The 22,302-nt window shown below is 69.0% G+C and carries 23 protein-coding genes and 3 tRNA genes; 3 read left to right on the top strand and 23 right to left on the bottom strand.

The window, feature by feature from the left end; translation table 11 throughout:
- Positions 1 to 13: 13 nt before the first annotated feature.
- From AB0M82_RS07300 to rplJ, 11 genes are all read right to left on the bottom strand, one after another.
- The gene (locus AB0M82_RS07300) at positions 14 to 1,279 is read right to left on the bottom strand and encodes an MlaD family protein (protein WP_364718433.1); all 1,266 of its coding nucleotides are present in this window, start codon (positions 1,277 to 1,279) and stop codon (positions 14 to 16) included.
- On the bottom strand, positions 1,279 to 2,466 hold the full coding sequence (locus AB0M82_RS07295) for an MCE family protein (RefSeq protein WP_364718431.1): 1,188 nt from the start codon (positions 2,464 to 2,466) through the stop codon (positions 1,279 to 1,281). The genes AB0M82_RS07300 and AB0M82_RS07295 overlap by 1 nt, the downstream gene beginning before the upstream one ends.
- Positions 2,463 to 3,647: an MCE family protein gene (locus tag AB0M82_RS07290; protein WP_364718429.1), complete on the bottom strand. Its 1,185-nt coding sequence runs from the start codon at positions 3,645 to 3,647 to the stop codon at positions 2,463 to 2,465. The genes AB0M82_RS07295 and AB0M82_RS07290 overlap by 4 nt, the downstream gene beginning before the upstream one ends.
- Complete coding sequence (locus AB0M82_RS07285) at positions 3,644 to 4,630, bottom strand: MCE family protein (protein WP_364718427.1); 987 nt, start codon at positions 4,628 to 4,630, stop codon at positions 3,644 to 3,646. Before AB0M82_RS07285 ends, AB0M82_RS07290 begins: the two co-directional genes overlap by 4 nt.
- Positions 4,627 to 5,655, bottom strand: a complete 1,029-nt coding sequence (locus AB0M82_RS07280; RefSeq protein ID WP_364718425.1) for an MCE family protein — start codon at positions 5,653 to 5,655, stop codon at positions 4,627 to 4,629. Before AB0M82_RS07280 ends, AB0M82_RS07285 begins: the two co-directional genes overlap by 4 nt.
- On the bottom strand, positions 5,652 to 6,971 hold the full coding sequence (locus tag AB0M82_RS07275; protein WP_364718423.1) for an MCE family protein: 1,320 nt from the start codon (positions 6,969 to 6,971) through the stop codon (positions 5,652 to 5,654). Before AB0M82_RS07275 ends, AB0M82_RS07280 begins: the two co-directional genes overlap by 4 nt.
- Entirely contained in the window at positions 6,968 to 7,804 is an 837-nt protein-coding gene (locus AB0M82_RS07270) for an ABC transporter permease (protein WP_364718421.1), read from the bottom strand. Before AB0M82_RS07270 ends, AB0M82_RS07275 begins: the two co-directional genes overlap by 4 nt.
- A gap of 4 nt (positions 7,805 to 7,808) precedes the next feature.
- A complete protein-coding gene (locus AB0M82_RS07265) occupies positions 7,809 to 8,561 on the bottom strand; it encodes an ABC transporter permease (protein WP_364718524.1) in 753 nt (250 codons plus the stop codon).
- Between the two features lie 38 nt (positions 8,562 to 8,599).
- Entirely contained in the window at positions 8,600 to 9,778 is a 1,179-nt protein-coding gene (locus AB0M82_RS07260) for an ABC transporter ATP-binding protein (RefSeq protein WP_364718419.1), read from the bottom strand.
- A 465-nt stretch (positions 9,779 to 10,243) separates the two neighbouring features.
- Positions 10,244 to 10,627, bottom strand: coding sequence for a 50S ribosomal protein L7/L12 (gene rplL, locus AB0M82_RS07255; protein ID WP_013222530.1), 384 nt, complete (start codon positions 10,625 to 10,627; stop codon positions 10,244 to 10,246).
- A gap of 48 nt (positions 10,628 to 10,675) precedes the next feature.
- Positions 10,676 to 11,230 (bottom strand): 50S ribosomal protein L10, encoded by a 555-nt coding sequence (gene rplJ / locus AB0M82_RS07250; RefSeq protein ID WP_364718417.1) that lies wholly within the window; start codon positions 11,228 to 11,230, stop codon positions 10,676 to 10,678.
- 325 nt (positions 11,231 to 11,555) lie between these two features.
- On the opposite strand from rplJ, the gene AB0M82_RS07245 reads away from it, so the two are divergent.
- The gene (locus AB0M82_RS07245; RefSeq protein ID WP_364718415.1) at positions 11,556 to 12,407 is read left to right on the top strand and encodes a hypothetical protein; all 852 of its coding nucleotides are present in this window, start codon (positions 11,556 to 11,558) and stop codon (positions 12,405 to 12,407) included.
- A gap of 5 nt (positions 12,408 to 12,412) precedes the next feature.
- Here AB0M82_RS07245 and AB0M82_RS07240 read toward each other — a convergent pair whose 3' ends face one another.
- The 6 genes from AB0M82_RS07240 to AB0M82_RS07215 all read right to left on the bottom strand — a co-directional run bounded on the left by AB0M82_RS07240 (position 12,413) and on the right by AB0M82_RS07215 (position 16,041).
- Positions 12,413 to 13,186, bottom strand: a complete 774-nt coding sequence (locus AB0M82_RS07240; protein ID WP_364718413.1) for an alpha/beta fold hydrolase — start codon at positions 13,184 to 13,186, stop codon at positions 12,413 to 12,415.
- Between the two features lie 71 nt (positions 13,187 to 13,257).
- On the bottom strand, positions 13,258 to 13,977 hold the full coding sequence (gene rplA / locus AB0M82_RS07235) for a 50S ribosomal protein L1 (RefSeq protein ID WP_364718411.1): 720 nt from the start codon (positions 13,975 to 13,977) through the stop codon (positions 13,258 to 13,260).
- A 79-nt stretch (positions 13,978 to 14,056) separates the two neighbouring features.
- Complete coding sequence (gene rplK / locus AB0M82_RS07230; protein WP_043781763.1) at positions 14,057 to 14,494, bottom strand: 50S ribosomal protein L11; 438 nt, start codon at positions 14,492 to 14,494, stop codon at positions 14,057 to 14,059.
- 73 nt (positions 14,495 to 14,567) lie between these two features.
- Positions 14,568 to 15,428, bottom strand: a complete 861-nt coding sequence (gene nusG / locus AB0M82_RS07225) for a transcription termination/antitermination protein NusG (protein WP_364718409.1) — start codon at positions 15,426 to 15,428, stop codon at positions 14,568 to 14,570.
- A 73-nt stretch (positions 15,429 to 15,501) separates the two neighbouring features.
- Positions 15,502 to 15,942 (bottom strand): preprotein translocase subunit SecE, encoded by a 441-nt coding sequence (gene secE / locus AB0M82_RS07220; protein ID WP_364718407.1) that lies wholly within the window; start codon positions 15,940 to 15,942, stop codon positions 15,502 to 15,504.
- Between the two features lie 26 nt (positions 15,943 to 15,968).
- A tRNA-Trp gene (locus tag AB0M82_RS07215) sits at positions 15,969 to 16,041 on the bottom strand.
- Positions 16,042 to 16,378: 337 nt separating this feature from the next.
- Here AB0M82_RS07215 and AB0M82_RS07210 point away from each other — a divergent pair.
- Both AB0M82_RS07210 and AB0M82_RS07205 read left to right on the top strand, forming a co-directional pair.
- Positions 16,379 to 17,281: a TIGR03619 family F420-dependent LLM class oxidoreductase gene (locus tag AB0M82_RS07210; RefSeq protein WP_364718522.1), complete on the top strand. Its 903-nt coding sequence runs from the start codon at positions 16,379 to 16,381 to the stop codon at positions 17,279 to 17,281.
- A 39-nt stretch (positions 17,282 to 17,320) separates the two neighbouring features.
- Entirely contained in the window at positions 17,321 to 18,226 is a 906-nt protein-coding gene (locus tag AB0M82_RS07205) for an SGNH/GDSL hydrolase family protein (RefSeq protein WP_364718405.1), read from the top strand.
- 3 nt (positions 18,227 to 18,229) lie between these two features.
- On the opposite strand, the gene AB0M82_RS07200 is transcribed toward AB0M82_RS07205, so the two are convergent.
- The 6 genes from AB0M82_RS07200 to AB0M82_RS07175 form a co-directional block, all read right to left on the bottom strand.
- Positions 18,230 to 18,628, bottom strand: a complete 399-nt coding sequence (locus AB0M82_RS07200) for a MaoC family dehydratase (RefSeq protein WP_364718403.1) — start codon at positions 18,626 to 18,628, stop codon at positions 18,230 to 18,232.
- Complete coding sequence (locus AB0M82_RS07195) at positions 18,625 to 19,074, bottom strand: MaoC family dehydratase N-terminal domain-containing protein (RefSeq protein ID WP_364718402.1); 450 nt, start codon at positions 19,072 to 19,074, stop codon at positions 18,625 to 18,627. The genes AB0M82_RS07200 and AB0M82_RS07195 overlap by 4 nt, the downstream gene beginning before the upstream one ends.
- Before the next feature lie 79 nt (positions 19,075 to 19,153).
- The gene (rpmG, locus tag AB0M82_RS07190) at positions 19,154 to 19,318 is read right to left on the bottom strand and encodes a 50S ribosomal protein L33 (RefSeq protein ID WP_005152047.1); all 165 of its coding nucleotides are present in this window, start codon (positions 19,316 to 19,318) and stop codon (positions 19,154 to 19,156) included.
- A gap of 50 nt (positions 19,319 to 19,368) precedes the next feature.
- Positions 19,369 to 19,441: transfer RNA gene (locus tag AB0M82_RS07185), tRNA-Met, on the bottom strand.
- Between the two features lie 50 nt (positions 19,442 to 19,491).
- Positions 19,492 to 19,564, bottom strand: a tRNA-Thr gene (locus AB0M82_RS07180).
- Between the two features lie 80 nt (positions 19,565 to 19,644).
- On the bottom strand, positions 19,645 to 22,299 hold the full coding sequence (locus AB0M82_RS07175) for an EAL domain-containing protein (protein WP_364718400.1): 2,655 nt from the start codon (positions 22,297 to 22,299) through the stop codon (positions 19,645 to 19,647).
- Positions 22,300 to 22,302 lie beyond the last annotated feature (3 nt).

Here is a 22,302-nt window from a genome sequence, read left to right as displayed (position 1 = left end):
CATCAAATCCTCGTCAGGCCAGGCCGAGCAGCGAACCCAGGCTGTTCAGGCTGACGCCGGGGCTGCCGACGATGCCCGGCACCCCCCGGGTGTCGCGCTCCTCCGCGAGCTCCTCCGCCGGCCGGTTCGAGTTGGCCGCGACGTCACTGTCGCTCGGGGCGACCGGCACACCGCCGTACGGCGCGTTCTGCGCGCCGCGGACGTTGATCGGGCTGCCCTTCGGTTCGGCACAGTACGCGTCCTCCTTCGCCGGCCTCGGCGAAGTCTCGGCTCCGGTCCGGAACTGCGAGTACGGAATGTAGCCCTTCGTGCAGGACGGCGGGTTGAACAGGTTGAGCACGAAGCCGAGGTGCGCGGTGCCGTCCCCCGGCGCGACGCTGCTCGCCGCGCCGGCCAGCGCCGGGTAAGTGACCAGGCCCTGCTCGATCCCGTCGAGCCGGGTCACGGTCAGGTTGGCCGTGGTGAGCAGGTTCGCCGTCAGCGCGCCGAGGCCCGGGCCGGATTCGGCCAGCACCTGGCTGATCTGCGACGCCACCTGCGGCGTGATGCCGATCAGCTTCCGCAGGTCGCCGTCGGAGTTCTTCAGCGTGCCGGTGAGCTCGTTGAGGCTCTTGCTGAACGACGCGAAGTTCTTCGCCTCGTCGTTCTGCGTGTCCAGCACCTTGCCGCCGGCGTCCAGGAGCTGGATCGTCTGCGGCAGGTACTCCTGCGCGGTCTGGGTGAAGCTGCGCGCCGTGTCGAGCAGCTTCTGCAGGTCGCCGCCGGTGCCGCGGAACGCGTCGTAGGACTCGTCGACGACCGTGCGCAGCGAATCGACCGGCACGGACGCGGCGAGCGAGTCGAGGTCGCCGATCAGCCGGTCGGTGCTGACCGGGGTGGTCGTCTTCGCCGCCGGGATGACCGAGCCGGCCCGCAGGTACGGGCCCTGGTCGGCCTTCGGCTTGAGGTCGACGTACTGCTCGCCGACCGCGGACCGGTTGGCGACGACGGCGTCGAGGTCCGCGGGCACCTGAGGCGCCGACGGGTCGATGTTCAGGTCGGCCTCGAGCCCGGTCTGGGTGAGCCGCATTTCGCCGACCCGGCCGATGTTGTAGCCGCGGTAGGTGACTTCGGCGTTGGTGAAGATGCCGCCCGATTCGTTGAGCTGGAGCTTCACCGTGTAGCCGTCGTTGCCGAACACGCTGCCGAGCCCGGCGAACCGGATCAGCGCGTACACGATCGCGACGACGGAAATGACCACGAAGGCGATCAGCTGGATCTTCGTCTTGCGCAGCAGCATCAGCCCGCACCTCCGCCCACTAGCCCGAAGAGATTGCCGAGCCCCGGCTGCTGCGTCTGCCCGGACTGCTGCCCGCCCGCGCCGGGGATCGGCAGCGGCGGGTTGCCCGGCGCGCCTTCGGTCCCGCCGGTCAGGCCCTGGAGCGGAACCACCCCGGACAGGGGGTTCTGCCTGCTGTTGCCGAGGTTCTCGACGACGCTCTTCAGGTTCAGGTCCACCTTCGCGAACAGGTTGAAGTAGTCGCCCTTGACGTCGTTGACGGCTTGGTCGCTGAACGGGAACGTCAGCAGGATCTGCAGGGCCTTCGGCAGGTCGTTGCCCGCCTCGCCGAGCTTCTGCAACGTCGGGGTCAGCGCCTTCAGGTCGGCGACGAGGTCCTTCTGGGACCGGTTCACCGTGTCGGTGGCGACGCCGGAGAGGTTGTCCAGCGCCTGGAGCATGGTGACCAGCTGGCCGCGCTGCTGTTCGAGCACGCCGAGCCCGGGTCCGAGGTTGTCGACCGCGCCGACCAGCTTGTCCTTCTGGTCCTTGAGCGTGGAGGACAGCCGGTTCAGCCCGTCGATCGCCCGGGTGATGTTCTGCGACTGCCGGTCCAGGTTGGTCACCAGCTGGTTCGCGTTGTCCAGCAGCGCCTTGATGTCCGGCTCGCGGCCGGACGTGGCGTTGTTGAGCTCCTTGGTGATGGTGTTGAGCTGGTCGACGCCACCGCCGTTGAGCAGCAGCGACAGCGCGCCGAGCAGCTCTTCGACTTCCACGCTGCGGTTGGTGCGGGCCAGCGGGATGGTCGCGTTGTCGGCGAGCTTGCCCTGCGCCTGGTCCTCGCCGGGTGAAGCCAGCTCGACGTACTTCTCGCCGAGCAGGCTGGACTGCTTCACGTTGGCCAGCGCGTTGGCCGGCAGCTTGACGTCGCCGTTGACCCGCAGCGTGACCAGCGCGTGCCAGCCGTCCTTGGTCAGCCCGACGTTCTCCACCCGGCCGATCGGCACCTCGTTGACCTTCACACCGGCCTGCGGGGTCAGGTCGAGCACGTCCCGGAACTCGACGTTCACCGTGTACGGGTGGTCGCCGAGGTCGGCGCCCCCGGGCAGCGGCAGGTCGTAGATGCCGTTGAACGCGCAGCCGGACAGCGTCAGCGCGGACACGGTGGCCAGTGCCGTCAGGCCCCCACTTGTCAGTAGCTTCTTCACTGCCCACCTCCCGAACCGTAGAGCTGCCCGGCGATGGGCAGCGGCAGCGGCGGCAGCTTGCCCGCCTGCAGCGCCTGGACGGTCTGCGCCGCGGACGGCAGCGGGATCAGCCCGTCGACCACGCCGGCGATGCCCTCGCAGATGTTGCCGAGCGCGTCGAGCCCCTTCGGCGTCTGCTTGAGCAGCCGGCAGATCATCACCAGCGGCGGCTGGGTCAGCTCGTTGAGGTTCGGCCGGGCGTCGAGCGTGCCGGACGAGCCGTTGTAGGTGTTGACCAGGTTGCTCAGGCCGACCGGGGCGACGTCGAGGATCTCGGCGAGCGAGCTGCGCTGGTCGACGAGCACCTTCGTGATCCCGGCCAGCTTGTCCACATTGGACTTGATCCGGTCGTGGTTCTGGTCGATGAACGCCTGCACCGCGGTGAGCGTGGTGGCGAGCTGTTGCACGGTCGCCGCCAGGTTGTCCTTTTCGGACGCCAGGTAGCCGCTGACGTCGGCGAGCCTGGTCTCGAAGGTGCGGACCTGCTTGTCGGAGTCGGCCAGCGTCTGCGAGAACTTGCCGAGGTTCTCGACGGTGGAGAACAGGTCGTCCTTGTTGCCGGACAGGGTCCCGGCCGCCTGGCCGAGCTTGGTGATCGTGTCGTGCAGGGCCTGGCCGTTGCCGTCGACGTTGGCCGCCGCGGTGTTCAGCAGGTTCGCCAGCGACCCGTTCTTGTTGGCGCCGTTCGGACCGAGGGTCTCGCTGACCCTGGCCAGGCTGGCCGCCAGCTGGTCGACCTCGAGCGGCACCTCGGTGCGGTCGAGGCCGATCACCGCGCCGTCGGAGATCCGTGGGCCGCCGGTGTAGGCGGGGGCGAGCTGGACGTAGCGGTCCGACACCAGCGACGGCGCCACGATGAGCGCCTTCGCGTCCGCCGGGACGGCGACCGAGCGGTCGTACTCGAACTCGACCTTCACCTGGTTGCCCATGGGCTGGATCTTGGTGACCGTGCCCATGTCGACGCCGAGCATCCGCACGCTGTTGCCCTCGTACAGGCCGACGGCGCCGGCGAAGTACGCGGTCAGGTGGTTGCGGCCGGCGTCCTTGAGGGTCCACCAGATCCCGCCGGCGACGACGAGCGCGAGCACGATCGCGATGGCGAAACCCCTGGTCAGGGCCTGACCGAAGCGGGTGTCACTCATTTCGTGTAGCACCCCTCTTCGTTGATCGGGCCGAACGACGGTAACACCAGGCCACAGATGTAGTTGTCGAACCAGCGCCCGTTGCCGATGGTGTTGGTGAAGACCCGGATGAACGGCGCGAACTTCGCGATTCCCTCGGCCAGGGAGTCCTGGTTGCGCTGGAGCATCGACGTCAGCTGGTCGAGCTGGGTCAGCACCGGGTCGAGCTGCTTCGAGTTGTCGTCGATCAGGCCCTGCAGCTGCGTCGCCAGCTCACGGGAGCCGTTCAGCAGGGACGTGATCGCGTCTTCGCGCTTCGCCAGCTCGGCGAGCAGGTCGTTGCCGTCGTTCAGCAGCTTCTGCACCTCGGCGTCGCGGTCGACCAGGGTCTGCGACACCTCGCGGGTGTTGGCCAGCAGGTTCGACAGCTGCTGGTCGCGCGAGGCGATCGTGCCGGACAGCTTCGACAGCCCCGACAGCGCGCCCTTCACGTCCTGCGGCGTGTTGGCGAAGGTCTGCGAGATGGTGTCGAAGCTCTGCGCCAGCTGCTTGGTGTCGATGTCGTCCACGGTCTGCGACAGCCCGCGGAACGCGTCGAGCACGTCGTAGGGGGCCATCGTGCGGGCCCGCGGGATCCCGGTGCCCGGGTTCAGCGCGCCCTCGCCCTGCGGGTCCAGCGACAGGTACTTCTGCCCGAGCAGCGTCTTGATCTTGATCGCGGCGCTGGTCCGGTCGCCCAGCCAGGCGTCCTTGACCTTGAACGACACCTTCACCGACGCGCCGTCGAGCTCGATGTCGCTGACCTTGCCGACCTTGACGCCGGCGATCCGGACGTCGTTGTCCTTCTGCAGCCCGGACGCCTCGCTGAACTCGGCGCTGTAGGTGGTGCCGCCGCCGATCACCGGCAGGTCGTCGGAGTTGAGCGCGGCGGTGAAGCCGAGCGCCAGCACGGCGATCCCGACCAGCGCGATCGGCACCGGATTGCGGTTCTGGAAGGACTTCATCCCTTGCACCTCTCCCGGTTGGCCGGGAGCAGCGGAATCGGCACGTCGTTGATCAGTGGTGGCAAGCTGACGCTCCCGGAGAACTCACAGGCGTAGAAGTTGAACCAGGAGCCGTAGTCCGCGGTGCGGGTCAGCGTGCTCACCTTGGTCGGCAGGAACTGGATGAAGTGCTCCAGCTCCGGCTCGTTCTTGTTGAGCTGCTGGGTGAGGGTGCCGAGCGCGCCGATGTCGTTCTTCAGCGGCTCGCGCACCTCGCCCAGCAGCCCGGACGTCGTCTCGGCCAGGGTGCCCAGGCTCTCGATCGCGTCCCCGATCGGCTTGCGGTCCGCGGCCAGCCCGGACACCAGCTGCTGCAGCTTCACGATCAGGTCGTTGAGCTGCGGGGTGTGCGCGTTGACCGTGTCGAGCACGGAGTTGAGGTTGTCGATGACCTCGCCGATCACCTGGTCCTTGCCGGCGATGGTGGTGGCCAGCGACGCCGTGTGCGAGAGCAGGCTCTCGATGGTGCCGCCTTCGCCCTGCAAGACCTGGATGACCTCGTAGGACAGCTTGTTGACGTCGTCCGGGTTGAGCGCGGTGAACAGCGGCTTGAAGCCGTTGAACAGCTCGGTCAGGTCGAGCGCCGGGGTGGTGTGGTCCAGCGGGATGGTGCCGCCGGGGCTGAGCGTCTTGCCGGAGGTGTCGTCGCCCTCGCCGAGCGAGACGTAGCGCTGGCCGACCAGGTTGCGGAACTTGATCTGCGCGGTCACCCCGGCCGGCAGCGTCCGCCCGGAGTCGACCTCGAACTCGACCTCGGCCTGCCGCTTGTCGACGATCTTGACGTCCTTGACCTGCCCGACCCGGACGCCGGCGATGCGGACGTCGTCGTTGGGCAGCAGCAGTGTCGCGTCGGTGAAGCGCGCCTTGTAGGCGTTGGTGCTGGTGGTGTTGATGTTGGCGATGCTGATCCCGAGGATCGTCGTGAACAGCACGGTGACGACCACGAAGGCGATCAGCTTGATCAGCGGCGCGAGCAGACCCCTCACTTGACCGTCACCTCCGCCCCGCGGTACAGCGGACCGACGAGCAGCGAGCTCCAGCCCGGGACGTCCGCGGCGTTCATGCCGAGCTGCGGGCCGAGCAGGTCGGCCAGGAAGCCCTGCTCCGCCGTCGAGTACGCCAGATCACCGCCGCTGCCGCCGTTGCCGCCGGCCTTGAACTTGGCCGGGTTGAGCCCTTCGCCGGCCGACTTCGGCGCGGTCTGGTGCTTCGTCCCGTCCTGGAACGCGCCGTCCGGTGGCTCCGGCGGGAACGGGTTCGGCAGGGTCTTCATGTCGTAGCAGCGCGGGCCGCGCTTGTCGTCGAACCGCGGTTCTTCCTTGCCCGCCTGGTACGGCCCGCGCGGCACGATGATCTCGATCGTCGCGTGCAGGCCGGGCTTGTCGGTGCCCTTGCCGAGGGCCTGGTCGATCAGCGGCACGTTCTTCGCCATCTGGGAGATCACGCAGGGGTACTCCGGCGCGTACTTCGCCAGCAGCTCGGCCGTGGGCCGGGCGGTGTCGACGAGGGAGATGATGTTTTCCTTGTTGTTCCGCAGGAACGTCTGCAGGTCCACCGAGGCCTGGGTCAGGCTGCCGTAGAGGCTCGACAGGTTCTGCTGCTGGTCGACGACGGTGCGGGTCGTCGTGCTCAGGTTGTCCAGGCTCTGCACCAGATCCGGCGCCGAGTCCTTCAGGTGGTCGGAGAACTCCGCGAGCGCCTTCAGGTTGTGCTGCAGCTCCGGCTCGTGCGGGTTCAGCTCGCCGATGTAGGTGCCCAGCTGCGTCAACGTGTCGCCGAGCTGGTCGCCGCGGCCCGACAGCGCCGTCGAGATCGCGGTGAGCGTCGCCGACAGCTTCTGCGGCTGCACCGCCTGCAACACCGGCATCAGGTGCGAAAACGCCTGCTCCAGCTCGACCGCGCCCGACGTGCGGTCCTGCGGGATGACGTCGCCGTTGGCCAAAGTCTTCGCCGACGGCTTCTCCGGGATCTCCAGCGAAACGAACCGCTCGCCGAAGAGCGTCTTCGGCAGGAACCGCGCCGAGACGTTCTCCGGGATGAGCTTCGCGGACTCCGGCTGCAGCGCGAGCGTCAGCTCCGCGCCGTGGTCGGTGGCGCTGATGTCGGCGACCGAGCCGACGATCAGCCCCCGCACCTTGACGTCGGACTGCTTGATCAGCTGGTTGCCGATCTTGTCGGCCTCCAGCTTCACCGTGACGACGGGCGTGAAGGCCTTGTCGTAGAGCGCGATGGACAGCGCCACCCCGCCGACCATCACGGCGATGAGCAGCAGGCCGAGCAGCCTGCGACGGAGCGTCCTCATCCCGCGATCCTTACCGTGACGTCGGTTCCCCAGATGGCGAACCCGATGAAGAAGTTCATGATCGACACCGTGACGATGGACAGGCGCACGGCCTTGCCGACCGCGACGCCGACGCCGGCCGGGCCGCCGGTCGCCCGGTACCCGAAGTAGCAGTGCGACAGGATGATCAAGACACTGAACAACAGCACCTTGATGAACGAATAAAGCACGTCCTGCGGTGGCAGGAACAAGTCGAAGTAATGGTCGTAGGTGCCGGCCGACTGGTTGTAGATGTAGACGACGACCAGTCGTGACGCGAGGTACGAGCTCAGCAGGCCGATGATGTAGAGCGGGATGACCGCGACGAACCCGGCGATGATCCGCGTCGTCACCAGGTACGGCAGGCTCGGGACGCCCATCACCTCGAGCGCGTCGATCTCCTCGGAGATCCGCATCGCGCCGAGCTGCGCGGTGAACCCGGCGCCGACGGTGGCGCTCAAGGCGAGCCCGGCGACCAGCGGAGCGATCTCGCGCGTGTTGAAGAACGCCGTCAGGAAGCCGGTGAACGCCGACGTCCCGATCGAGTTCAGCGCCGAGTAGCCCTGGAGGCCGACGAGGACACCGGTGAACAGAGTCAGGCCGACCATCACGCCGACCGTGCCGCCGATGACCGCCAGCGAGCCGGAGCCGAAGCTCACCTCGGCGAGCAGCCGCAGCACCTCTTTGGTGTAGCGGCGCAGCGTCCGCGGCGTCCACAGCAATGCCCGGCCGTAGAACGACATCTGGTCGCCCAGCGTGTCCAGCGTCTGCAGGGGTCGATTGGCGACGCGTTTAGCGCCCTGGAGGAACGTCATGGCGCTAGTCCAGCTTTCCGGGCACGATCTGCAGGTAGATCAGGGTGATCACGAAGTTCACGACGAACAGCAGCAGGAACGTGATGACCACCGACTGGTTCACCGCGTCTCCGACCCCCTTGGGGCCGCCCGAGGGGTTCAGCCCCCGGTAGGACGCGACGACGGCGGCGATGAACCCGAAGATCAGCGCCTTGAGCTCGCCGACCCACAGGTCGGGCAGCTGCGCGAGCGCGGAGAAGCTCGCCAGGTAGGCACCCGGCGTCCCGCCCTGCAGCACGACGTTGAAGAAGTAGCCGCCCAGCACGCCGATCACGCTGACCATGCCGTTGAGCAGCAGCGCGACCAGCATCATCGCGAGGGTGCGCGGCACGATCAGCCGCTGCACCGCGGAGACGCCGAGCACCTCCATCGCGGCGATCTCCTCGCGGATGGTCCGCGCGCCGATGTCGGCGCAGACGGCGGAGCCGCCCGCGCCCGCCACCAGCAGCGCGGTGACCAGCGGGCTGGCCTGCTGCACGGTGGCGAGCACGGAGCCCGCGCCGGTGTAGGACTGCGCGCCCAGCTGGCGGGCGAGCGAGCCGAACTGCAGCGAGATGACCGCGCCGAAGGGAATGGCCACCAGGGCCGTCGGCAGGATGGTCACGCTCGCGATGAACCACGACTGCTGGATGAACTCCCGCAGCTGGAACGGACGCTGGAAAATGCCACGAACGATGTCGAGGCCGAGGGCGAACAGGTTCCCGGTTTCGCGGAGCATGCCGATTCCGGGGATCTTCGCCTGTGAAGCGGGAGAGCTCACCGGCCACCTGGCCCGTTGTCTCGTGGTGGCACCCGGTGCGTGCCGGGTCTCGGCGGCTGGCCGCCGCCCGGGATGCGCGCCACCTGGTCGGCCGGAAGCTGGCCGTGGTGCTGGTTCGGGACGCCGTCGGACTGCGGGCGCGCCCCGACCTGCTGCGGCTGCCCGCGGTGCGGCCGCACACCGTAGTGGCGCTGCTCCTCCGGGCTCAGCGACTCGATGATGCTCTCCTGCGCGGCCGGCGGCAGGCGGTGCATGATCTCCATGACGCGGTCCTTGCGGCGGACCGCGCCCATCCGGGTCGGCACGCCCGGCGTCGGCTGCATCTGCGGCGGCACACCGGAAACGTCCTCGACGCCGCCCGCGTGGTGACCCGCTTCGAACATCGCCTGCTCGGCGGCCATCTGGGCGGAGTCCTTCTCCTCGGACATGCCGATCGGGCCCTGCATCTTGCCGTTGAGGAACTGCTTGACGACCGGCTCCTCGCTGGTCAGCAGCACCTCGCGCGGGCCGAACATGACCAGTTCCTTGCGGAAGAGCATGCCCAGGTTGTCCGGCACGGTCCGCGCCAGGTTGATGTTGTGCGTGACGATCAGGAACGTCGCGTCGATCTGCGCGTTGACGTCCAGGAACAGCTGCGAGATGTAGGTGGTGCGGACCGGGTCGAGACCCGAGTCCGGCTCGTCGACCAGAATGATCTCCGGGTCCAGCACCAGGGCGCGGGCGAGGCCGGCACGCTTGCGCATCCCGCCGGAGATCTCCCCGGGCAGCTTCTTGTCGGCGCCGTTCAACCCGGTCATGTCGAGCTTTTCGAGCACGATCCGGCGGATCTCCGTCTCGGACTTCTTCGTGTGCTCGCGCAGCGGGAAGGCGACGTTGTCGTAGAGGTTCATCGAGCCGAACAGCGCGCCGTCCTGGAACAGGACACCGAACAGCTTCCGGATCTCGTACAGCTTGTGCTCGGAGCAGGTGACGATGTCCACCCCGTTGATCATGCAGCGGCCGCGGTCGGGCTTGAGCAGCCCGATCATCGACTTCAGGAAGACCGACTTACCGGTCCCCGACGGCCCGAGCATCGCCGACACCTCGCCCGGAGGGAGCGTCAACGTGACGTCCCGCCAGATGGCCTGCTTACCGAAGGACTTGGTCAGACCTTCGATGACCACCTCGGCACCCATCGCACCTCCAGGAGCTGTTCCGCGTCTTTGCGCTCGCTGCCACACCTGCCACCCCACGTCGGCGGCGAGTGCGGGCTCGAGGGCCGCATGTACCCGCGTCAACCAGGTGCAACGAGCTGAGTGCGAACAGGTTACTCACCAGTTTTCTTTTCTGGCCAGCCCCGGCCTCATCGTCATCCCGCCGTGATCGGCAACTGGCAGCACGGTAGTCGACGAAATGCGTGGTCGCAGAGCCGGCGAACCCCGGACTGACGATTTAGGGACCCGGGGGCAATCCGGACAGCGCTCCTAGGGGATGGTCGAAGGCGCAGGTCAGCGAGCCTCCGTAGCCGGTTTGCCCGGGAGTCGCGGCGGAGCCCGTCAGTGCGACAAGACGCAGTACCCCGGCAAAACGGGAAGGGGCGGGCATCCAGGTGGATGCCCGCCCCTTCGCGAGGTGGTGCGTAGGCGCTTGCGCGCCCGAGATCACTTGATGGAGATCTTGGCGCCCGCGGCCTCGAGCTTCTCCTTGGCGGCCTCGGCGGCCTCCTTGTCGACCTTCTCCAGGAGGGCCTTGGGAGCGGCCTCGACCAGCTCCTTGGCCTCCTTCAGGCCCAGGCCCGAGACGACCTCACGGACGACCTTGATGACCTGGATCTTCTTGTCGCCGGCGCCCTCGAGGACGACGTCGAACTCGTCCTGCTCCTCGACCGGGGCGGCAGCGGCGGCGGCGGGGCCGGCGGCGACGGCGACCGGCGCGGCGGCGGTCACGTCGAAGACCTCTTCGAACTCCTTCACGAACTCGGACAGCTCGAGGAGGGTGAGCTCCTTGAAGGCGTCGATCAGCTCGGCGGTGCTCAGCTTCGCCATGATGGCTTCCTCTCAGAAAAACGAACTAGACGTTCGGGGTGGGGTGGTTCAGCTCTCGGCGGGTGCTTCGGCTGCTTCGGTACCGGCGGCGTTGCGCTGCTTCTCCTCCAGCGCGGCAGCCAGGCGGGCGACCTGGGACGCCGGCGCCTGGAACAGCGCGGCGGCCTGGGACAGCTTCGCCTTGAACGCGCCCGCCGCCTTGGCGAGCAGGACCTCACGGCTGTCGAGATCGGCGATCCGGTTGATCTCGTCCACGGACAGCGCACGGCCGTCCATGTAGCCGCCCTTGATCACAAGCGCGTTGTTGTCCTTCGCGAAGTCGCGAAGCGCCTTGGCGGCGTCGACCGCTTCACCCTCGACGAAGGCGATGGCGGTCGCGCCGACGAACAGGTCCTCGAGCCCCTGGACGCCAGCGTCCTCAGCGGCACGCTTGACGAGGGTGTTCTTCGCGACCCGGTACTTGGCACTGGTGCCGAGAGCGCGGCGCAGCTTGGACAGCTGGGACACGGAGAGGCCGGTGTACTGAGTAACGACAGTGGCCGAGCTGTTGCGGAAGCTCTCCGCGATCTCGGCGACGGCCGCCACCTTGTCGGGCTTCGCCATGGTCGCCTCCTCTCTTGGCTAGTGTTTCCACTGGCCCGAAGAGCCCCCGAAACGACGAAACGCCCTCGCGCAGACAGGCGCGGGGCGTCATCCGGCGCGTCTTCACGCGGCCGGGCCTCGTTCCTCCTGCGCGGGCCGCCCGGCGAAATGCGGGACCTTCGTTCCTCGTGCCCGTGGGAGCACTCGGAAAACCAGCGGTCTTCGGTAGAACCGACGTGAACTATACCGTGTCGTCCGGGGAGGGTTTACTCGCCCCCTGCCGCGTTGACCTGCGTTTAGGGCGGCTAGGGGTTCCACACGGCGGCCAGGGGGGCATCATGGTCACGTGGCGGAGCAGCGTGACGACGGAAAGCCGGGCTCGGACATCGAACCGGCGGGCCAGAACGCGCCCGCCCCTACGCCGCCGGTCGATCCGGCGGAACTGGAGCAGTTCCGCCAGTTCCAGCAGTTCCAGGACTACCTGAGGTTCACCCAGACCCAGCAGGGCAACCAGCCGGCCCCGCGACCGGACGCGGGCGTGGTCCAGGCACCCGCCCCGCTCCCCCAGCCCAGCTCCGGCGGAAGCCAGCCACCGATGATCCCACCGGGCTACCAGCTGGTCCCGGCCGAACGCCGCCGGGCGCCGCGCTGGCTGAGCTGGCTGGGAAAGAAGGTGATCGCCTGGGTGCTGGCGATCATCATCCTGGGCGTGGCGGGAACGTGGCTGTACAACCACTTCTTCCCCAACGACTCCGGCAAGACGTCTGCCCAGCTGGCCGAGGAGGGCGGCGGGACCTACCACACGAACCACATCCTCTCGACCAGCCCGTACGAGGCGGTCCGCCAGGTCTACGACGCCGTCGCCCAGAACCTCGTCCCGCAGGGGTGCGGGCGGATGCGCGAAGACGTGCAGCAGAAGTTCGCCCAGGACCTGGGCTACGCGGACTGCCAGGTCGCGGTCCACGAGCTGAGCCGGCAGGTCAAGAACAAGAACGACTACGCCGAGTCGATGCCGTCGTACGTCTCGGAGCCCTTCCCGGGCGACAGCTTCACGATCAGCTCGTGCAAGTTCGGCATCCGCGGGGGCCCCGCCCTCGGCGCGTTCACGGTGCAGAAGGTCGACAAGAGCCAATGGCTCATCACGGCGCACACGAACGAGCCGGCGCCGTGCCCGGCGCCGACACCCACGACTCGCTGAACTCCTCAGCGGTGGCGTGGGGCGGAAAGGAACGCGACCAGCGCTTCCGAGAACGCCGGTGACATCACCGCCGTCATGTGGTCGCCCGGGATGCGGACCAGGCGGGCTCCCGCGATGGCCGCCGCCAGCCTTTCCGGTTCCGCCGCCAGGAGGTCCTGGTCGCCAGCCAGAACCAGCGTCGGGACGCCGATCGAGGAGAGGTCCAAGCTTCCCTCGCGGGAGGCCAGTGCCACCGCCGCCAGTGCGCGGCGGTCGCCGCCGACCGCGTCGGCCAGGAGGCGGAACGGGACGCCCGATGGCGGGACCGTCGACGGGTCCTCCGCCAGCAGGGCCGAAGCGATGTCGGCCGGCTTGACGACCCGGAGGTCGACGCCGCCGAAGTCGACGATGCCCGAGCCGACCCCGCCCGTCGCCAGGCAGCGGATGCGCTTGTCCGCGGCCGTCGCCGCCAGGGCGATGATCGCGCCCATCGAGTAGCCGACCAGCGAGACCTCGTCCAGGCCCAGCTCGTCCAGCAGCGCCGAGACGTCCCGCACCATGCTGTCCTCGGTGTAGCGGGCCTCGTCGTACGGCTTCTCCGAGCGGCCGTGGCCGCGCGCGTCCAGCGAGATCACCGTCAAGCCCGCTTCGCGCAGCGCCGCCACCACGCCGGTGGAGATCCAGTTCGCGTTCGTGTCGGCCGCGAAGCCGTGCTGCAGCAGCACCGGTCGGTGGGCGCCGTCGCCCTCCCACACGGTGTAGTTCAACCGGAGCCCGTCGAACGACGCGAAAGTCGGCATGACGTCCATCAGACACGAAGAAAGGGCGCCCCCGCAGCAAGCGGGGACGCCCTTTTCTGGTGATGTCCGACTCAGACGCCGGCATCCTCCGAGAGGAGGTTGCGGGTCCGCAGCGGGTCGACCGGGATGCCCGGGCCCATCGTGGTGGTGAAGGTGACCTTCTTCAGGTACCGGCCCTTCGCCGACGACGGCTTGGCGCGAAGGATCTCGTCCAGCGCGGCGGCGTAGTTCTCGACCAGCTTCTCCGTGTCGAAGGAAGCCTTGCCGATCACCAGGTGCAGGTTGGCCTGCTTGTCGACGCGGAAGTTGATCTTACCGCCCTTGATGTCCTGAACCGCCTTCGTGACCGCGGGGGTCACGGTGCCGGTCTTCGGGTTCGGCATCAGGCCACGCGGGCCGAGGATGCGGGCGATGCGGCCCACCTTGGCCATCTGGTCCGGCGTCGCGATCGCGGCGTCGAAGTCGAGCCAGCCACCCTGGATGCGCTCGATCAGCTCGTCGGTGCCGACCGCGTCCGCGCCGGCGGCTTCGGCCTCGGCGGCCTTGTCGCCGACGGCGAAGACGATGACGCGGGCGGTCTTACCGGTGCCGTGCGGCAGGTTCACGGTGCCGCGGACCATCTGGTCAGCCTTGCGGGGGTCCACACCGAGACGCATCGCGACCTCGACGGTCGCGTCCATCTTGGTCTTGGAGGTCTCCTTCGCCAGCTTCGCAGCCTCGAGCGGCGCGTAGAAACGCGACTTGTCGATCAGCTCCGCAGCCTGGCGGTACGCCTTGCTGTGCTTGGTCATACTTCTGTCCTTAACTTCGAAAGTGGATCAGTGTGGTGCGAGCCAGCACTTGGCTCTCCCACAGGTCAAGCTGCTGACGTCAGGCGTCGACGACCGTGATGCCCATGGAGCGGGCGGTGCCGGCGATGATCTTCGCGGCCTGGTCGATGTCGTGCGCGTTGAGGTCGGTCTCCTTGGTCTTGGCGATCTCGCGGACCTGGTCCCAGGTGACCTTGGCGACCTTGGTCTTGTGCGGCTCGCCGGAGCCCTTCTCCACGCCCGCGGCCTTGAGGAGCAGCTTGGCGGCCGGCGGCGTCTTCAGCTTGAAGTCGAACGACCGGTCTTCGTACACGGAGATCTCGACCGGGACGACGTCCCCACGCTGCGACTCGGTCGCGGCGTTGTAGGCCTTGCAGAACTCCATGATGTTGACGCCGTGCTGACCCAGGGCCGGGCCGACCGGCGGAGCGGGGTTGGCCGCGCCCGCCTTGATCTGCAGCTTGATGATCGCCGCAAGCTTCTTCTTCTTGGGTGGCATTTCTTTTCCTGTCCTGTACTACGTTCCCCGCGTACCTGCCGTGGACGTGGGGACTGCGACCGCGCCGCGGCCGTCAGATCTTGGAGACCTGGTTGAACGACAGCTCGACCGGGGTCTCCCGGCCGAAGATCGACACCAGGACCTTCAGCTTCTGCCCGTCGACGTTGACCTCGGAGATCGTCGCCGGCAGCGTGGCGAACGGACCGTCCATGACCGTGACCGACTCGCCGATCTCGAAGTCCACCTCGACCGCCGGTCCGCCCAGCGGCGCCGCGGTCGCGGTGGAGTCGCCCTTGCCCGCCTTCGCGGGGGCTTCCTTCTCGACCCGAGGCGCGAGGAACTTCAGCACCTCGTCCACGGTCAGCGGCGACGGCCGCGAGGTGGCGCCGACGAACCCGGTGACGCCCGGCGTGTTGCGCACCGCGCTCCACGAGGCGTCGTTCAGGTCCATCCGGACCAGGATGTAGCCGGGCAGCACCTTGCGCTGCACCTGCTTGCGCTGGCCGTTCTTGATCTCGGTGACCTCTTCGGTCGGAACCTCGATCTGGAAGATGTAGTCCTCGACGTCCAGGGTCTGGGTCCGGGTCTCGAGGTTGGTCTTCACCTTGTTCTCGTACCCGGCGTACGAGTGCACGACGTACCACTCGCCGGGCGCGGCGAGGAGTTCGGTGCGCAGCTTGGCGACCGGGTCCTCGTCGTCCGCGGCGGGCTCGGCGTCGACGGCCGTGTCCTCTTCGGAAGCGGCTTCCGCCACGTCCTCGCTGCTTTCGGCGTCGCCTTCAGTGTCTTCTTCGGAAGCGGCTTCGTCGACCTCGTCGGACACCTCGACGGGCTCGAGGTGCGCGGACTCCTCGTCACCGAGTGCCGCGTGCACCTGCTCGTCGGAAAGCTCGGTCAGGTCGTGACCGGCTGATGTGCCGTTGTCGGAGGTCACGTTCCGTCCTCTCAGTTGATCATTGCCGGGGTCAGGCCGGGACCTGAGCCCCATCGGCGCGCGCCGAGGCGCGTCAGCCGAAGATCTTGCCGATGCCCCACTTGAATGCCAGGTCGAGCACGCTCACCAGGGCCACCATGAACACCACGAAGACCAGCACGACCGCGGTGTAGGTGACCATCTGCTTGCGGTTGGGCCAGATGACCTTGCGCAGCTCCGCCCACACCTCGCGGATGAAGCGCACCAGCCGCGCGAACACGGAGGCCTTCTTCGGCTTCTGGTCCCGCTTCGGGGTCGGAGCGCCCTTCGCGTCGGAGGCCGCCTTCTCGCCCGACTTCCCGGCCGGCCGGGACTTGTCGTCCGCACGTGCCGCGGACTTCCCCGCCGGGCGAGCGGTCGCACGGCGCTCGCGCCTGGCAGCGGCTGTGACGGGACGGGACGGGCTCTCGGGCTTCTGCCCGGTGCCGTCCTGCTCCTGCTCGCCGCCGCTGGCGTCGCTGTCGCTCACGACCACTCCTCTGCTCCACCAGTTCCGTTACGCAGGGGTGACAGGACTTGAACCTGCAACCTGCGGTTTTGGAGACCGCTGCTCTGCCAATTGAGCTACACCCCTGTGGGGTTCCGATCGCTCGGAGCCCCGGAGGACGCATTCCATCATCCCCACCATCCAGGCGGGGATCACCGTAGTGCGTTCCAAGTCCCGAAGTCTACGGCAAGCCTCGCCGGAGTCCGCAACCGCGCCCCCCGATCGACCGCCGCACCCCGGCCGGCCTGCGGAAAACTCCCCGCCGACCACCTGATCATGCCACGATGTCCGCCATGACGAGCATCCCGGAGGGCTGTGACAACCGGGGCTTCGCCCCGGGCCGGGGGCGTCGCCACCCGGACCCCCGAAAAGCGGGGGTCTCGGCCGTTCCGCCACCTCCGTCCGTCGTGGACCGGTGAGCGGGATGCGGCTCGGGCTCGCGCTCCCCCAGTACGGCAACCTCGCCGCACCTGCCGCCGTCGCGCGCTTCGCGACCGCGGCGGAGGAGCTCGGCTTCGGGTCGCTGTGGGTGGGCGACCGGATCCTGACGCCGCTCGCGCCGTCCGACCGCTACCCGGGCGGCGGGACGCTGGAGCACCCGTACCCGAAAGAGTTCGAGACCTTCGCCGACCCGTTCACGACGCTGGCGACCGCGGCCGCCGTGACCCGCACGGTCCGCCTGGGGACGAGCGCGCTGACCGGCCCGGTCTACTCCCCGGTGCTGCTCGCGCGGGCGCTGACCTCACTCGATCTCGCCAGCTCGGGACGGCTGGACGTCGGGCTCGGGCTGGGCTGGCTGCGCGAGGAGTACTTCGCCACGGGGGTGCCGTGGGCGGACCGCGGCCCGCGGCTCGAAGAGCTGCTCGACGCGCTCGAGGCGCTGTGGACCGGCGATCCGGCGGAGCACGAAGGTCCGCAGTGGCGGATCGCGCCGTCGAGAGTCGGCCTGCGCCCAGCCCAAGAGCCGCGGCCACCGGTGCTGCTCGGCGGGTTCTCGCCGCCGGCACTGGCCCGCGTGGGGCGCCGCGCGGACGGGTGGCTGGCGGGCTGGATGCCGAAGCAGTACCTGAACGGCCTCTGGTCGGTCGCGCTGGAAGCGGCCGAGCAGGCCGGCCGCGATCCGGGCGCGCTGCGCCGGGTGCTGCGGATCAACCCGCGGGCGGGCACCGGCGTCGACACGCTCGCCGACGTCCCGCCGTGCCTGGACGTGGCCCGCGAAGAGGGCATCTCCGAGGTGCTGATCGACCTGCACTACGTCGCCAGGGACGTCGACCACGCCCTTGAGCTGGCCGCCGAGCTGATCACGCGGACGGATCACCCGGATTGACTAGGTCGGCGCCCGCCGAAGCCCGGTAGAAACGAACAAGTGGCGAAGAAAAGCGGTGGGGGCGGCTGTCTCGTCGTCGTACTCGTGGCCGGCCTCTTGGCTTTCGGGTACTACAAGTGGCAGCACGGCTCTTCGTCGGCGCCGCCGGGCGGCGCGAGCACCGGGGGCGGTTCCGGGCGTTACGTCGCGCTCGGCGATTCGTACACGTCGTCGCCGCGGACGGGGCGGCAGGCCGGCGCGCCCGCCGGCTGCGAGCGGTCGGACAACAACTATCCCCACCTCGTGTCGGCGAAGCTGAAGCCGGCCGAGTTCGCGGACGTCAGCTGCAGCGGCGCGACCACCGCAAACCTGACCGCCGCGCAGAAGACCGCCAATGGCACGAACCCGCCTCAGCTCGACGCCGTGACCGCGAAGACGACGCTGGTGACGCTCGGCATCGGCGGCAACGACATCGGGTTCGTCACGCTGGGCTCGTCCTGCGCGACGGCGCACCCGTCCGCGTCGCCGTGCAAGGACCGGCTGACCGCCGGCGGGCACGACCAGCTCGCCGAGCGGATCGACGCGGCCGCGCCGAAGGTCGGCGCGGTGCTGGACCGGATCCACAAGCAGGCGCCGGAGGCGAGGGTGATCGTCGTCGGTTACCCGACGGTGCTCCCCGACGGCACCGGCTGCTGGCCCGCCCTGCCCGTCGGCGCGGGCGACGTCGCCTACTTCCGCGAGGCGCTGGGCAAGCTGAACAAGATGCTCGAGGACCAGGCGGACGCCCACCGCGCCGGCTACGTGGACACGGCGACGCCGGGCAAGGGCCACGACGTCTGCACCGCGTCCGACACGCGCTGGGTGGAGGGCGTGCTGCCCGCCTCGCGAGCCGCGCCGCTCCACCCGAACGCCCGCGGTGAGCAGGGCATGGCCGACGCCGTGGTGGCCGTGCTGAAGCTGCCCTGAAGCCTAGAGCCGGACCAGCGCCTGCGGCTTGCCGAGCACCGTCCTGCCGTCGAACTTCACCACGAGGTCGACGCGGGCGACGCCGTCGTCCTTGACGTCGGCGACCTTGCCGGTGACCTCGATGAGCGCGCCCTCGGGCGTGTTCGGCACGACGACCGGGCGGGTGAAGCGGGCGCTGAAGTCGACCAGCCGGCCCGGATCGCCGAGCCAGTCGGTGACGACCCGGCCGGCCACGGCCATGGTGAGCATGCCGTGCGCGATGACGTCCGGCAGGCCGACGTCCTTCGCGAACGCCTCGTTCCAGTGGATGGGGTTGAAGTCCAGCGCCGCCCCGGCGTAGCGCACCAGCTGCTCGCGGGTGACGCGGATCTCGAGGGCGGGCAGCTCGTCGCCGGCGTTCACGCGTTCTCCCCTCGGACCACCAGCTGGGCGCGGGTGGTGCAGACCTTCTGGCCGGCGGCGTCGGTGATGTCCGCGCGCAGGTTGATGAAGTCGTTGCCGGCGCGGGCCATGATGGTGTCGATGTGGGTGGTCACCTGCAGCACGTCACCGGCGAACACCGGGCGCGTGTAGGTGAAGCCCTGGTCGCCGTGCACCATCCGCGAGTAGTCGAGGCCGAGCTCGGGATCGGTGACGATCGCGTTGATCGCGGCGAGGTTGATGATGGTGAGGAAGGTCGGCGGGGCGATCACGTCCGGGTGGCCGGCTTCGCGGGCCGCCTCCCGGTCGCGGTAGACCGGGTTGGCGTCGCCGATCGCGTCGGCGAACTCCCGGATCTTCTCCCGGCTCACTTCGTAGCTGGTCTGCGGCGGATAGCTCCGCCCGGTGAACGACTGGTCCAAGGGCACGGCGTCGAGGCTACCAACAGCAAGAAGCCGCCCTGGTGATCCAGGGCGGCTTCTCGAAGCTGGTGAACGCGCTACGTCGTCAGCGGGTTTCCTTGTGCGTCCGGTGCGTACCGCAGTTCGGGCAGAACTTCTTCATCTCCAGGCGATCCGGGTTGTTACGCCGGTTCTTCTTGGTGATGTAGTTGCGGTGCTTGCACTCTTCGCACGCCAGCGTGATCTTGGGTCGCACGTCGGTGGCAGCCACAGCGTTTCCTTCTCTCTCAGGTCCCGGGGGCCAGCCCCGTCGTTACCGCGTAGCGGTGGCCGGACTTGAACCGGCGACACAGCGATTATGAGCCGCTTGCTCTGCCAACTGAGCTACACCGCCCTTACATGGCCCAAGCCGCGACACGCAGGCGTGACGCGGCTGAGGTCAAGAGCCCCTTTACGGAATCGAACCGTAGACCTTCTCCTTACCATGGAGACGCTCTGCCGACTGAGCTAAAGGGGCCTGGCCTCTCGCGAGGACTTGGAAAGATTACCAAGTCCCGTCACCCAGCCGTGCAACCGGGGTCGCCAAACCGAAAAACCTCAGGTCAGCAGGGTCAAGACGGTCTCGGAGTGCCGCCCCGGCGAGCGCGCGGTGCGGGCCTGCAGCCACGCCTCCAGGCGATCCTCCGGCAGCGGACGCGAGATCAGGTAGCCCTGGGCGACGTCACAGCCCATCGCTTCGAGCTGGTCGCGCGCGACGTCCTCCTCGACCCCCTCGGCGACCACCGTCAGGCCGAGCGAGTGCCCGAGCTCGACGATCGAGCGCACCACCGCGAGGTCGCCGAGGTCGGTGCCCATGCCGAGGACGAAGCTCTTGTCGATCTTGACCTGGTCGACCGGCAGCTGCCGCAGGTAGGCCAGCGACGAGTACCCGGTGCCGAAGTCGTCGACCGCGAGGACGATGCCCAGCGAATGCAGCTCGCGCAGGATCGGCAGCGCCTTCTGCGGGTCGGACATGACGCCGGACTCGGTCAGCTCGAACGTCAGCAGCTCGGGCGGGATGCCGAAGCGCTCCAGCTCGCGGGCGACCTTGTTCGGGAAGTCCTCGTCGGCGAGGTTCCGCACCGACAGGTTGACCGCCACCGAGATCCGCAGGCCCTCGTCGAGCCACTTGCGGCAGCGCTTCAGTGCCTCGCCGAGCACGAACGACGTCAGGACGCCGATCAGGCCGGCCGCTTCGATGGCCGGGACGAACTCGTCCGGGCCGAGCCTGCCGAACTCCGGGTGCACCCAGCGGACCAGCGCCTCGACGCCCTGCACCTGCCGGTTCGGCAGGGTGATCTTCGGCTGGTAGTGGACGCTGACCTGACCGTCCTCAAGGGACTGCCGGAACTGCGTGACCATCTGGAAGCGGCGCAGGAAGATCTGGCCCATGCTCGACACGTAGCCGCGGACCTCTTCGCCGCCCTTCGTGGCGCGGACGGCGACGTCGGCGCGCTGCAGCAGGCCTTCGATGTCGACGACGTCGCCGGGTTCCTCCGCGGACGTCGTCGCGTAGCCGATCATCGCGTTCGCCTCGACCGACAGCCGGTCCACCGGGTACGGCGCGGAAAGCTCCTCGCGCAGCCGTTCCGCCGAGCGGTGGGCGTCCTCCGGCGGGCAGCCGACGAGCAGCGCCGCGAAGGACGCGCCTTCGAGGCGGGCGAGCGGGACGTCGGGGCCGAGCGCGTCGCGGATGCGGCGGCCGGCGGCGATGACCATCCGGTCGGCCCACGCGTAGCCGAGCGCGTCGCTGACCGTGGAGAAGACGTCGAGGTCGATCCGCAGCACCACGGCGTTGGCGAACTCCCGCAACGGTTCCTTCGCCACCTGCCGGAAGCCCTGCCGGTTGAGGTGCCCGGTCAGCGGGTCGTGGTAGGCGTCGTGGCGCAGCGTCGCGAGCAGGCGCCGGTTGTCCAGCGACGTCGCGAGGTGGCTGGCCATCGTGCCGAGCAGCTGGACGTCGTACTTGCCGAAACCGCGCCAGCGGGAGAGCCGGTCGTGCGCCTCGACGACGCCGAGCAGCTGGTTCGCGCTGCGCAGCGGGACGACGAGCGCCTCCTGCGCGCCGCGGTCGAGCAGCGCCGCGCGGACGTCGGGGTTGGCCTCGGTGATCCGGAAGTGCCGGACGTGCGCGCCGGGCAGCCGCAGCAGCGGATCGTCGTTGGCGGGGTCGGCGGGCGGCAGGTCGTCGCCCGCGACGACGACCCGCATCGTGTCCTTCGATTCCAGCCGCAGCCGCAGGACGACCCGGCCCGCCGCGAGCTGGTCCTTGATGCGCTCGGCGATCGTGGCCCATTCGCGGACGTCGACGCCGCCGACGAGCTCGTCGGCCCGGCTGGCCGGGCGCGCCGCGGCCTGCTGCCCCGACCGCGCCACCATCAGGCTGACGTCGGAGAGCGCCTCCATGTCCCGCTGCTCGCGCAGCAGGTCGGAGTAGGCCCAGTACAGCGCGGTGAGGCCGACGAAGACGGCGACCACCAGCGGCCACGCCTTGGGCGTGTTGAAGATGACGAGGTAGCCGGAGAGGCCGACGGACGCGTTGACGAAGCCGACGACCAGGATCCGGCCGGTGAGCCGGACGGCGGTGCTGACCCGCATCCGGCGCCGCAGCACGCGGACCGCGGCCAGCGCGAGCAGCGTGCTCACCAGCGGCGCGGTCAGGGTGCCGGCGAGGGCGGCGACCCACGGGATCCGGTCGTCCACACCCGCGTTGACGGTGTACTTGACCAGGCCGGCGACCGCGAACGCGCCGGTGATCTCGAGCAGGAACGCGCCCGCGTTGTAGAGCACGCGGCCGGCGACCTTCCGCGCGAGCAGCGTGCCGATGCCGGCGACCAGGTGCGCGGCCAGCACGACCTCGAACGGCGCGACGAAGAACCCGATGACGAGCGGGATCTCGGTGAAGGAGATGGTCCACGAGATGCCGCTGCGGACATCGACGTTGATGCCGAGCTGCTCGGCGAGCAGGAAGGCGACCGCGAGCACCGGCCCGATCCACAGGAGCCTGCTGTCCCAGTGGAACGGCAGCCACGAAGCGACGGCGAACGCGGCGACGAGCCCGAGGCTCAGCACCGCGAAGGTGTAGGCGCGGAACCGGCGCTCATCGGTGCGGGCTTCGGCGGAGGCGGCGGGCTGGGGTGGTGTTCCGGAAGCGGCTCCCGGCCCGGGCTGCGCCTGCGCGACGGCGTCGCCGTGGGCGTTGCTGTCCGGCATCCG

This window comes from Amycolatopsis sp. NPDC051128 (genome assembly GCF_040682715.1).
Lineage (GTDB): Bacteria > Actinomycetota > Actinomycetes > Mycobacteriales > Pseudonocardiaceae > Amycolatopsis.
The sequence above is the reverse complement of the archived record's forward strand: the minus strand, read 5'-3'. Positions and strand labels throughout refer to the sequence as shown.